The sequence below is a fragment of the Paenibacillus sp. GYB006 genome (assembly GCF_036577645.1).
GTDB lineage: Bacteria > Bacillota > Bacilli > Paenibacillales > Paenibacillaceae > Paenibacillus.
In genome coordinates, this window is the sequence record NZ_JARBDA010000005.1 from 158648 (window position 1) to 171559 (window position 12912).

Genomic DNA, 12912 nt, shown 5'->3' on the forward strand with positions numbered 1-12912 from the left:
CCCCCACAAACAGCCTAATGTCAATCATCTCATTATAGCAGTAAGCGGAACAGCCTTCAATAAGAGGAGAGCCAAAGTTGTTCTTATCAGGAAAATCTCCTGTTTTTTCCACGATTATCTAATCCGTTATACCGTTAAATAGCGAAACCACCCAGCGAATCCCGCTTTGGGAAGCTTGCTGCAAGAGTCCGGCCGTCTTTTCCGCAAATCGATCGACTGCCGGTTCTTTTCCCGGTTCGGTTACGAGTACCTCTCTCGGGGTAATGACCTGTGGTCTAGTCTGTACTATTACCGGTTTTTCCTCTAATAATACGGTTTCCTGCTGCATTACTGGCTTTGTTAATTCCCCGGCAGACGGCAATTCTGCCCCCTTCTTATCCGACGAATCAAGACCTTCCCCTGCGATCTGCATTCCAAGCAGTATTCCAAATAGGATAAGTACCATAAACATGAATAATCTTTTTGCAAAAGAGGTCATCCTATTCCCTCCGTCCATGAATTCGTGGTCTAGCCCTTATTTGAACTGCTTGGATTCTGATCTGTGCTTGCTTTATCGATCTTCTGGTCTTCCATATATACTTCCGCGATAATGTCTGCCAAAGCTTCTGATGTACGTTTAAGCTCTGCATCGGTATTATCAATACCGCCAATCTCTATTAAAATACTGTTCTCGGACAAGGACTGGTTATATTCACCATTGTTTCCTCCTCCGCCATTCTTCCCCCATACCCCTCTTGAAAGGCCTGGGTACAATTTTTCCATTTTTTTATGAATTTTCGCTGCATAAGCTTCGTTCTTTTCCCAATTGGGATTATCATGACCGATAATAAAAAAGACTTTGGCATAGCTCTTTCCCTTGATCGTTGCTGTTGATTTATCGTGCCGAGAAGAATCCCGATGAATATCGATGAGATACGTAAGATCATCGTTCGCGGCCATTGCTGCTTTAACCGTTTCTCTTGAATATTTATAAGAATAATTCCAGTTGTAATCTTTTTTTGTAGTTACATAATCTTCTTTCTCATGGACAACACCAATCCCTTGTGACTCCAGCCGCTTCATAAGGTAACTTCCTGGCAAGAACACATTTGCACTTGCTTTCGGGGAGGAAGGGTTATTGCTCTTCGTTCCCAGCAGCGGATTATAGGCTTCATGCGGGTGAGTATGATAGATGAGCACCGTTTTCTTTTTTGCTTCAGCAGGGCTCTGATTTTCCGTAACCTTACCTGGTACTTCTGTGCCAGGATCGGTGTTACTAGGAGCCGGTGACTCACCTGGATCAGGACTCGGTTCAGGATCAGGTTCAGCTTGGCCTGGTGTTTTCCCGCTGGACTCAGCAACGTACCCTGGATCAGGCTGATAGTCTTGCGGAGCCTCTGCCTTCTCGTTGCCTGAACCAATACGCAGCAGTACCGGTTCGTTAGTCCCCATACCTGGAACCTGACTTGCAATAAGGCTTTTCGGATTCAGTGGATCTACACCTGTTAGCATTTCAAACACAAAGGAAGTGATTTGTTCCCCCGTTATTTCGGATTGCTGCTTGCCCTGAGCAAGATGAGGCAGTTCCATTCCGAGCATATCCATGAAAATCCCGCTTGATATTGAACCTGCAAAACCTTTCATGGACGATATGGAAGAGGTATTCAGTTTTCTCTCCGCCATCCCTCCAAGACCTAACACAACAAAAAATAAAGCGGAAACCATTATAAGCAGCATGAGTGCTTTTCCTGTTGCTAACATCCTAAGAACGCCAGCTCTCCATTTTGCCACATTCCATGTTTGTATTTTATTCATTCGAACTTGTCCACCTCCGTAAGCACTTATAGCCGAAAGTAACGTCTATGCTTTTCGTTATGAGCGTAAGAGATTCACCCGTCCTTCTTGCAAATCTCTCATACTTCAAAACTATGAACCGGAGGAAACAAGTAGAACTAAAATAATAGAAACAAAAAAGAAGACCGATAGATTCGGCCTTCTGATTCGGTCTTCACTTCGCCATTCTTTGTTAGTGGGTATAAGAAGCTACGTTACTAAGATCAACGGCTTCATGAAGTGCCGCATTTAGTCCGCTTGCAATAATATTTGCGATATCTTCAATAAAATCATCGATTTCTTTTGGTGTGACAATCAGATCATGACCAAGCGGCTCAAGTACTTCTTTAACGAGACCCAGTCGTTCCTGTTCACTTATATCATTAAGTACACCAAGAATTTGACGACCGGAGTTTGTTTCTTTGGCAAAATGAGCCTTCATCAGCTCAAACGTTGTATTCACGATAGTCGAAGCGTAACAAACGGTTGGTACGCCAATGGCTATACATGGAACACCTAAAATTTCCTTTGTGATTCCTTTTCGTTTGTTACCAATTCCGGACCCAGGGTGAATGCCAATGTCGGCAACCTGAATCGTCGTGTTGATGCGTTCAAGTGATCTGGAAGCAAGAGAGTCAATCGCGATGATCAGATCGGGTCTTGTTCGCTCCACAATTCCTTGCACCGTCTCGCTGGTTTCAATCCCGGTCAGGCCAAGCACCCCCGGAGCAATTGCACTTACATTTCGGTATCCTGGGGAAACCTGGTCTGGCATGAGTTCGAAATATTGACGAGTCACCATCGTATTCTCAACAACCAGCGGACCAAGTGAATCCGGGGTGACATTCCAGTTACCTAACCCAACTATTAGCACCTTAGCCGTTTTAGATATTCCAATTTTCGCAATAAAATCTTCCATTTCTTTCGTGAAAGTGGCCGTTACTTTCTCCTGAAGTGTCGTATCACCATTGCGAAGTTTTGGAACTTCCAGTGTGACATAGTGTCCAATAATACGTCCGATTCGATTCGAACCTTCTTCATTCAGTACATCTAGTCTGGTAACTTTGATATCTCCAAACTGCTCTACTTCTTCCTCTACGCCCGGAATGGGGGAACGATCATGCATTTGAGCCAGTTCTCTAGCTTCGACTGCTAAATCAGTACGTACGCCATATTTTTGCAAATCCAGTGTCATTTGGTTATGATCCTCCCTCAAAATACAGATATCTTGTAGTTTGTGACAACGGCCTTTAATTATTCAATTGTTTTTCCAATTTTGTTTTGTAGGCTTATCTCATGTTATCCTTGCTTTTTAAGGGGGCTCGTGCTAGAATATTTTAAGTTGTGAAAGGTTTGTATTTCATAAGTATTGCCTTAACAGGAGGTGAATGTAATGCCAAACATCAAATCCGCTGTAAAACGCGTGAAAACAAATGATAAACGTCGTGCTTTGAACGCTTCCCAGAAGTCTGCTCTTCGCACTTCCGTTAAAGCTGCTGACCAAGCTCTGGCTACTAACGAAGTTGAAACAGCTAAAGCTGCGATTCAAGCTGCTTCCAGAAGCCTGGACAAAGCTGTAACTAAAGGTCTTGTTCATAAAAATGCTGCAGCTCGTAAGAAATCCCGCTTGGCCAAAAAATTGAACGCTCTTACTAACGCGTAAGCAGCGCTTTCCATAACGACTAGGCAAAAAACCTGAACAGCTCTGCTGATCAGGTTTTTTTAGTATGTCCTCCATCCGCAAGAAATACTTATCTTCTTTTCTCTCCCCTTAAAGCTGCTGATCCGAACCTGGCATAATCAACTAAAAAACAGCGCCGAAGAGACGCTGTTTCGATCTGTCTAGTATTTTTCAAGCTAAGATGAATAAGAGTTAATTAGATACTACTCAGGCGAGTTAGGAATTACTTCCGAGTCTTAATAAAAATAACTCTAAGCCAAGCACTTTATCGATAGCCCCTGTTTTCATCTGATAATCAAGATCAGCAAGGGACTTCAAAATGAGCCGAAGCCGGTCTGCCGGGAATTTTTTCGACTGTTCCCCAGCTATTTTGACCGCATAGGGATGCAGTCCGAGTTGACTTGCGATTTGCTGCTGTGAATAGCTTTGTGCCCCCAGCTCTTTCACTTGCAAAATAATCCGGAATTGTCTTGAGATCAGGGCGGCAATTTTAATGGGTTCTTCTTTTTGCTTCAGAAGTTCATAGAAGATGTCCAGTGCTTTTCCTAATCTAAGATTCGCAATATCTTCGACCATGGCAAAAATATTTTGTTCCGTATTTCGAGCGACCAGATCCTCCACATTCAGCTTGGATAAAGTTCCTCCCTCACCCGCATACAAACAAAGTTTGTCTACTTCGGCTGACAAGGTCTGTAAGCTTGTACCTGCACGCTGTATAAGAGTCTCCGCTGCTTCTTGTCCCATCGTTACCTTACGGCTGGCTGCTTGCTTCACTAGCCAACTCGTCAGTTCTTCTCCATGTATCGGTCCAAAAGAGAGCACAGTCGCTTTACTCTTCGTTGTTTTCACAATTTTTTTACGTTCGTCAAGCTTCTCTCCCTGTACCAGGAAAACAAGAATGCTGTAATCCACAGGATTATCAAGATAGGTAATTAATGTCTCCATCTTGTGCTCTATTTTTGTATCTTTCCCCGCTGTAAATAAATTCTGATCCCGAACAAAGATCAACTTGCGGGGAACAAGAAAGGGAACCGTCTCTGCTTCTTCAATGATCTGTTCAATCGGGGTTTCTGCCGTATCATAAGAAGCCATCGCAAAATCACGATGTTCTTCTTCAATAAGCTGTTCCTTAAGTATATCGGTAAACTGTTTAATACTGTATTTTTCAGTTCCGTACAACAAGTATACGCTAGCCGGCTCTCCCTTTCGAATCGCTTTAACGGCCGTCTTTACGTCCATTCACGTACACACCTCCATCCCTTCTATCCTATCAGAAATCCAGGAAACAACAAAGGGACCTGTTCTGCTAATTTCAAGCAGAACCAGGTCCCCATGTCAACGCATCTATATAAACGAAGGTCCGAATAATGGCTCTAGAAACCATCCGGCCCTCGGTCATACGACGCTTTCCCTTAAAAACTCCGTATAAGGAGTTACCCTATACATATTCATACCAGGTGCTCATGGTGCCTGAATGATGACTCTATTTTCATCATTCTTATCATTTGTGCTATAGTCTATTTCTATTAGATCATTCAGAAGCTACCTCTTGTTGTCGGTGGATTGTGTTTCAGTTTGCGAAGAAGAATGGGTGGTGCTACTGTCTTCAATCTTTTCAGCTGGTTTTTGATCTTCCTTGGTAACGGCATAACTATACTTCGTCGTTTTTCCGTCCTGCTCTATTTCGTAATGATAGGTCAAGCTATCTTCTGACCAGCTGCCTTTTACGAAGGTAGATTGAATCTCAATCTCTTGCAAAAGTATTCTTTGATCTTTCTTTGTCCCGTCCAGACGATAGATACTCAACTTGCTGTCTTTATAACCTGCCAAGTAAAGCCCGTCAGGGGAAAGCCATTTCGGTGAGACCGAAGTTGCTAGACTTGGAAAATTCTCATCCAAAGAGAGCATACTTATGCTTGAGGTATCATCACTGCTGAGCGGCTCTTCACTCTCCGTATTGGAAACACTTGTGTCTGGCACTAGAGACTTTTCTGTTTCTGGCAGTGTTTGTTGTACAGCAGGATCTTCTTTAGAAACGGTTCCTTTGCTGTCCAATTTTGGATTCTCGTTCTTCTTGTTAGAAGTACCTGAAGAAACCGAATTGTTTGATGAAGTTACAGATTTATCATTATTTTTATCTAATGAAGAATTCGGTACGGCTTTCTGATCAGCTGATGGATTCTCTTTTGACGCAGCAGAATCAGGAGAAACAGACTTGGATTTATCAGGATCCGTAGTGATTGACCTGGATTCATCCGGATTTGCAGGCACACTAGCGGGTGCCGGCTGCCCTGCGTCCACATTCGGTTTTGCTTGTGAATTCGCCTCAGAAGACATCTCGGAATCAGGTTTCTCTAGTCCCGGCTTCTCATCAACAGGTTGAGGAGAGATCGTATTTTCTTCTACCTGAACTCCCCCGCCACTTCCCGTTACTGAGCTCGGTCCGAGCTCATTTAAGCTGTAGTTCTTATCGATCTCCGCCTGATTTAATTCTTGCGGCTGATGTTGATATACAGCAACACCAAGAACTACAGCTGCCGCTGCTGTACCCATAAGTATTCGTCCCAATCGGGTCTTCCTAAAGCTTCTTGAAGCATTTCCTGTATGCACAGACAGAGGTATCATATTATCCTCTTTTTTCATTTCTTGAATGGTGCTGCCTTGCTCTTTACGACCTCGATCTATCTCATCAAGCTGTGGCATAATTCGATCTACCAAGCTGAACGGAGGAGATACATCCGGCAATTTTTCGAGATCGTGAGATAGTTTTTGAAGAACTTGAAACTTTTCAGAGCAGCTATCACATGTTTTTATATGTGCTAGTAACTCTTCTTTCTCTTTATCATTCAGATCATGATCAATATATCGGTGCATACGCTCTACCACCTCTTGGCATTTCATCTACGTTACACCACCTTTCTGATACTCCTGTAGTAGATTTTGCAATTGCTGTCTTGCCCTAAACAAATAAGATTTCACCGTATTCAGCGGCAAATCCAAACAGTCTGCAATTTCATTGTAAGAGAGTTCTTGCAAATACCTGAGTACAATAACCGTGCGATGATGCTCGGGGAGTTGGCTGATCGCCTCTTGTACATCTTGTGAAACATAAGTAAGCATCACTTCATGTTCCACATCTTGACGTCCCTCAAATACCATCTCATGTTCATCAATCGAAACCGTAGGCTTTGTTCTTCTGAATTTATCTATACAAATATTTGTTACTATACGCTGTACCCACGTTTTAAACTGTGCTTTTTCTTCGTACGAGTTGATCTTGGTATATATTCGAATAAGTGCTTCTTGTGCAGCGTCTAGTGCATCTTGTTCATTATTTAGAATATAATAAGCAGTTTTGTAGACGTGCTGTTCTATATCTCTCAATAGGGTAATTAATGCGTCGCGATCGCCTGATTGAGCGGCTCTGATGAGTCCCTGCTCTACCACAAAGGATCCCCCTCTCCTTGTATCTTTACTGACGTGCCACAATATAAAATTGTTGCAACATTATGCCAAATTTATACGTTTTATTATCACGCTAAGGATCATATGTAATTTTAACCAAAAATAAGGTAATTGAAGTAAAAGCTTCCTATAGAATATCAAATATATAGGTCTTCGTCATTATTATTTCCAGTTAACTATTTGTACGAATGGTTTTAAAAGGTATATATACCCAAATACTAGTTTATTCACAAAAGACACAAAAAAGCCGACTTCTTTTACAAAGAAAGAGAAACCAATGTAAAAGTAGGTCCGCATGTTAGAGTATTTTCTTATTTCGCTGAATGATTTCTGGCCTTTCGTACGCAGTCGAAATGAGGAATGAATTCATAAAATGGAAATCAAGTTAAATCTCTACTTCTTTATATCGGCAGATTGCCAATTAATTTGAAGAGGGATCAATTATTTTTTTACAAAATAAAAAAGCCTCCTGAGAAACAGATCTTCTCCGAGGCTTAAATCTATGAAAATTAGATGCTATTGGCTTGAATCAATAGTGTAAGCATTGATTTTAATATTCGTTACTGTCCTCACGTTGGAGGCCATATACCTCCAAATTGCTATACTCCGCTATAAATGGTGCCATCTGCCGAAATCCGATTTTGCCGCCTCCTAGTAATGGACCGTACGTAACGCCGTCGTCCTCCCACGTAAATATGGGCAGATCATTAACGGCGAATGTGATCTTGGGGCCCTGTTTAACCACGAGCATCCGGTACGGCCCATCACTGTCAAGTACGGAAGGAATAGGGTCAGCACCTTGTGCAACGAGGTGGAATCCATAGCTTTTACGCAAATTGCACGTATGAAATCTACGTTCTTCCTGCCACATTCTACGGAAATAACTAACATGCAATGCGTTCATCGCACCGTGATGGTACTGATCGTATTCGCCAGTTCGTACAGGAAGGGAAGGATCAAATAGATCTTTGTCTCCTTCGCCCGAAGCAGAGAAAAACAAAATGGCAAGCCCCGGCTCCCGTATCGGCCAAAAATCCCAAGCCACTGCTACATCGGCCGGAAACTCTTTCTCACACCAGAATACCAGGTTCGCCTTTTGCCCTTCTTTGTGGTCCCTTACGCTCTCCAGTCTCATTCGTTTCATTGGAAAGGTAACAGCCCCATCACCTTCCATCCGAAAAGATTTCACTTCTTCAGGGGATGCCAGGCGATTCTCATAAATGAGGCTCCATTCCTTTGGAATTAATACGCTCATCTTATACCCTCACTCCTTAAGCACGGGATGATCTTCCTTTTCAATTCGGGGTATTTCCGGTAAATGCTCCGCTATAAGGGCTAGACTAATTATCGTGTTGAGTGACCACTGAGCGGCTTCGTTCGTGTTAATCCAATCGATTTCTTCAAGCGGCCCAACATGCACAGCCTGCACTGCTTCATCCTGCAGTTGAACACGGGCATAGGAGTTGTCCAGCAAAATGGACCATGCTTGCTCCGCGGTGGACCTGTCCTGCTTATAGTACGCACCAAAAGCAGCCATCGCAATGCTAAGAACGGGATGTGCAAAACGATTCGTACTAACCTCACCAAAGGTGATGGTATCTTTCTGTTCCTGTGACAAATTGTAGTAAACTCCAAATTCAGCCATCATTTGTTCCCAAATCGGATCTTTCAGCAAGTCAGCCAATTCGAACCACACCTGCGGTGCTCCCATACAAATCATCAAATGGCGACCCCAATTGTCATCGCCCATCGGTGTTAACCGGCCCGTGTTCGGATCGTATCCGTAAGTGGGTCCAGAGATCAGACCGTACCTTGCTGCTTTGATGCTATCAATGCCAGTAATGATTTTGTCTCGATAAGCGGTATCCTCATAACGCTCCCATCTCGTCATCCAGTTGGAACTGAATGCCGCCCAATCCGGGCCCACCCGGATATGTGTTGGATGCTCGTCCTTCGGAAAATAAGCACGCATTGGGTCGAGATGGACCGTTGTATAATCTGAATCCTTCACTTCGTCCATGATATCACCAATCCGTTCATCCGCCGTCAAATAATAGTAATACCGGTGGAGTCCCGCCATCCCAATGCGTGCTTCCTTGCAGCCACATCCCCAGTGGACCACGTTATGACGAGAACCAAGACCCGCATACTCCCCAAAATGATAAACATCGACCTCGCTTGTATGCCTAGTCATCGCTTCGGCAAGACGAAACAGATCTTCTCTTCCGGAACGCAGAAAGAGAACCCACAGCCACATATTCGGCACAAGCTCCGTATTCTGCCAGGCACACCCTCCCAGATCGTAATTCCATACATGGCGGACAGGATCGTAGCTGTGCATGAAATCCCCATAATCCCAAAATCCATACCAACCCCGCTGCTGGACTTCCCGCTGATAGAACGCTGCAACACCATCCAGTTGATCCTCCAAATAAGCTTTTGATGGGGAGCTTCGATCAGGAAGACTCCATATACCGAAAGCACGCACTTCATGCAAATAGGCAGGCTCACATACAAGCAGCGAAGGAGACTCCAGTTCAGCCGTCATCTTTTCCAGCATCTCTGTTCCAGGTGTTTCAGATACACACCACAACATCAACTCACTCGTATTACCAATTCCATAAGGCGTTGCTCTTAGCTCTTCAGCCCCTTCATAGGAAGATTCAACATGTGTTTCTGTATCATAATGACGCAGATCCATAGCGGGTGCATCGGGTGACCAAAACCATATGGTAAAAGAAGCCTGGTCCCGTGACGTATGAGTAAGTTCAAGTCCTGACGGGCACTTTTGCCAAAAATTCCGCAGGCCTGCTGCAATTCCACCGCCTTCACTCCCAATAAAGCCGAGTCCGCCGGAATGCCGCCCGTCTACTGCCTTTAGCCAGCAACACTCCTCTTTTGTCCGCTTCGAGATCCTATAATGTTCGGCACTGTCTTGCACAAGCTTAAAATCATCCCATGTAGCAGAGTCATGCAGTAAACCTATAAAATAAGCATCCTCATCAGGCTGAAAATACACATTTTCACCCTTCGTTTGTTTTTCAAACCGTTCACGATATTTCCCTTGGGTACGCCGTGTATGCAGCGTCTTAGGTGATTCGCTGAAATAACCGCTGTCGCCTGCAAACCGGACATGGCGGTTATATAACGGTCCTCTCATTGGAACGGAAAAAGCAATACCCACTCCTTTGATGTAGTCTTCATTGGGATCTCCATCATAAAGCAATGTATGAACGATACGAATCGTTTCCTGCCCAGCATAGAAATAAAGACGAATCGTAAAGGGGAGCCATTCAAGATCCCCTGATGTGCTGCGATGCTTGCCATCCAGTTTGACGACAGCCCGGATGGGACCATCCTGTTCCACGACGGTTTTACTGATAACGCTATGAAACTTCTCTTCACGGACAACCCTCACGCCTGCATCTTCCGGTGATATCAATTCCTTGATGCAGACTAGCTCCCCATGACTGCATAGTTCAATCCCGCTGCGGGTAATGGACTGAATTAGAGCGGAACCTTGCCTAGCAACCGCGCATTTGATGACACCCGTATCGATGACGAAGGAAGTATCCGTCTCTTCCACGGTAATCTTATGAGCTGATTCAGTAGTCTCGCCCTTGGCAATCGTATAGTTGCTGCTTCCTTCCGTTTCACTGCCGGTTCCCACTACAGCTGCATGTGCAGTCCATTTGACGCTGCGATCCGGCCAATAGGCCGTTGCCCAGCTTTGCACCGGCACCTCGATCCCTTTACTGTCCCGGAGCGATATTGGCTCTTCCCGGGTAAGCTCGCCTTCCCTCCATGGAATTCCCCATGTCACGCCGACAGGCATCTTCGCCGGCTCCTTCAACCAACGAAGACTAACGGATTTTTGTGAATTCAATCATGCTCGCCTCCTTTCTCTCTCTTTAATTCACTATTCTAGTTCCACTATCCTTTTACTCTTCAGGATGAACACCGTCCTGATTATAAAAATCAATAATAGACCTCGCCATCTGAATTACTTGTTCTTTTAGCTGGAGGGGCTGAGTAACTCGAATCTGATTACCAAATCCTAAAATAAATGACTTTGCTTCCTCTTCGGTATCGAAGTTTAGCTTAACCGAAATCCATGATCCCTCTTGTTTCTTCAGATCTGCTATTTTTACAAACCGTCCTGCAAACTTGAGTCTTGCTAGAATATCAGGAGAAACTTCCACTTGAGCTTCATAACTCGGCAAACTACGAATGAATTGCTGTTTTGATTCTTGCCAGTAACTAGCTAACTGAAAACCATCTGGTCTTTCAAACGGCTCGTCCAGCTTTTCAGCAGAGATGACCCTGGATGCTCTATAGTTTCTTATTTCTCCTTCGGAAGCGGCAACTACATACCACGTATTCCCTTTGGCTACTAGACCTAAAGGTTCCACAATGCGTGTAACCACTGTTCCATCAGCCCGTTCATATTCGATCTTTATTTTATGTTGATCCCATACCGCTTGATGCAGTAACTCAAACACTTGAATCACTTCTATAGAGGGACGCCAAGCGCTAGAGTCAATATGCAGCCGATTCGTAACATCTTTCACCTCACTGTGCAGATTCTTTGGAATACTGGCGATGAGTTTTTCCCTAGCTTCTGTCCATTCTTGTAAATAGCCGAGATCCTTTAGAAGCTGCTCAGAAGGAGATAGAAATAGAGACATGATTTCTTCTTTTTTCAACCCCGTAAGACGAGTTCGATAATTCTCCATCAGCTGCCAGCCTCCATACTTTCCCCGCCTAGCTACAACAGGAATCCCTGCCACACTTAAAGCTTCCATATCCCGATGTATCGTCCGTTCTGTCACTTCCAATTGTTGGGCCAATTCTTTCGTAGTCAATCTCTCTTGGTTCTGTAATAACAATAGAATTCGAATCAATCGATCTGCCCGCACCGTATATCACCCTTACTTTTTATATAAAAGAAATAATCTCTTCTCTTCTTAATATGACAATAGATGTCTACATTCATGAGTATACTATACTCAATACCGAATAGGAGCTGAGGCTATATGAAACCATTAGAGGGAAAAGTTGCACTCATTGCAGGTGGAACCCGCGGAGCAGGTCGAGGAATTGCCATGGAATTAGGTGCGGCGGGAGCAACCGTATATGTAACGGGTCGAACAACCAGAAAGCAGATTTCAGAATATGGACGTCCGGAAACGATTGAAGAGACTGCGGAATTAGTAACTGAACTTGGGGGGATTGGTATTCCGGTTCAAGTGGATCATTTAGTCCCCGAACAAGTCGCATCTTTAATAGAGAAAATAGAAAAAGAACAAGGAAAACTTGATATCCTGGTAAACGATATATGGGGCGGAGAATACTTGACGGAGTGGGATACACCCGTGTGGCAGCACTCTTTAGATAAAGGCTTACGAATGCTTCGTCTTGGGGTAGAAACACACTTAATTACAAGTCACTATGCCTTGAAATTGCTTATTCAAAATAAGGGCGGGCTTGTGGTAGAAATCACCGATGGGACGGCCGATTATAATGAACATCGCTACCGATTGTCCCTATTTTATGATCTGACAAAGCATTCTGTCATTCGAATGGCAAAATCGCTTGCTCACGAACTCGCACCTCATGAATGTACAGCTCTTGCTATTACACCAGGCTGGATGCGTTCAGAAATCATGCTTGAAGTATTTGGTGTCACCGAGGAGAACTGGAGAGATGGCACGAAAAAAGACCCTCATTTCATCATCTCTGAATCTCCGCGTTATATTGGACGAGCGGTTGCCGCGGTAGCGATGGATGAAAACAAACATGAACTAAACGGCAGCTCCTGTTCCAGCGGAGAGCTGGCAAAGAGATACCATTTTACAGATATAGATGGATCACAGCCAGACTGCTTCCGCTATCTACAAGAAGTACAAGAAGCGGGAAAACCGGCAAACGCTGAAGGGTATCGTTAATCTTAA

11 protein-coding genes are annotated in these 12912 nt (G+C 44.1%); 2 read left to right on the forward strand and 9 right to left on the reverse strand.

The window, feature by feature from the left end:
- Positions 1–118 precede the first annotated feature (118 nt).
- The 3 genes from PV403_RS14145 to gpr all read right to left on the reverse strand — a co-directional run bounded on the left by PV403_RS14145 (position 119) and on the right by gpr (position 3007).
- On the reverse strand, positions 119–478 hold the full coding sequence (locus tag PV403_RS14145) for a hypothetical protein (RefSeq protein ID WP_332085079.1): 360 nt from the start codon (positions 476–478) through the stop codon (positions 119–121).
- Positions 479–507: 29 nt separating this feature from the next.
- Entirely contained in the window at positions 508–1794 is a 1287-nt protein-coding gene (locus PV403_RS14150; RefSeq protein ID WP_332085080.1) for a stage II sporulation protein P, read from the reverse strand.
- A gap of 211 nt (positions 1795–2005) precedes the next feature.
- Positions 2006–3007, reverse strand: coding sequence for a GPR endopeptidase (gpr, locus tag PV403_RS14155; RefSeq protein ID WP_213530165.1), 1002 nt, complete (start codon positions 3005–3007; stop codon positions 2006–2008).
- A gap of 198 nt (positions 3008–3205) precedes the next feature.
- Here gpr and rpsT point away from each other — a divergent pair, with 198 nt between their 5' ends.
- On the forward strand, positions 3206–3475 hold the full coding sequence (rpsT, locus tag PV403_RS14160) for a 30S ribosomal protein S20 (protein ID WP_160034046.1): 270 nt from the start codon (positions 3206–3208) through the stop codon (positions 3473–3475).
- A 234-nt stretch (positions 3476–3709) separates the two neighbouring features.
- Here rpsT and holA read toward each other — a convergent pair whose 3' ends face one another.
- From holA to PV403_RS14190, 6 genes are all read right to left on the reverse strand, one after another.
- On the reverse strand, positions 3710–4732 hold the full coding sequence (gene holA, locus PV403_RS14165) for a DNA polymerase III subunit delta (RefSeq protein ID WP_213530167.1): 1023 nt from the start codon (positions 4730–4732) through the stop codon (positions 3710–3712).
- Positions 4733–5035: 303 nt separating this feature from the next.
- Entirely contained in the window at positions 5036–6394 is a 1359-nt protein-coding gene (locus PV403_RS14170) for an anti-sigma factor family protein (protein WP_332085081.1), read from the reverse strand.
- Positions 6395–6940 (reverse strand): RNA polymerase sigma factor, encoded by a 546-nt coding sequence (locus tag PV403_RS14175; RefSeq protein WP_213530171.1) that lies wholly within the window; start codon positions 6938–6940, stop codon positions 6395–6397. It abuts the gene before it with no gap.
- A 568-nt stretch (positions 6941–7508) separates the two neighbouring features.
- Positions 7509–8213, reverse strand: a complete 705-nt coding sequence (locus tag PV403_RS14180) for a DUF1961 family protein (RefSeq protein WP_332085082.1) — start codon at positions 8211–8213, stop codon at positions 7509–7511.
- A gap of 9 nt (positions 8214–8222) precedes the next feature.
- Positions 8223–10844 carry an exo-rhamnogalacturonan lyase family protein gene (locus tag PV403_RS14185; RefSeq protein WP_332085083.1) on the reverse strand — a complete coding sequence of 874 codons (2622 nt, stop codon included), beginning with the start codon at positions 10842–10844 and terminating at the stop codon, positions 8223–8225.
- 55 nt (positions 10845–10899) lie between these two features.
- Positions 10900–11877, reverse strand: coding sequence for a helix-turn-helix transcriptional regulator (locus PV403_RS14190; RefSeq protein WP_332085084.1), 978 nt, complete (start codon positions 11875–11877; stop codon positions 10900–10902).
- Between the two features lie 117 nt (positions 11878–11994).
- Between PV403_RS14190 and PV403_RS14195 the strand changes: the two genes are divergently transcribed.
- Positions 11995–12906 (forward strand): SDR family oxidoreductase, encoded by a 912-nt coding sequence (locus PV403_RS14195; RefSeq protein ID WP_332085085.1) that lies wholly within the window; start codon positions 11995–11997, stop codon positions 12904–12906.
- Positions 12907–12912: the final 6 nt, after the last annotated feature.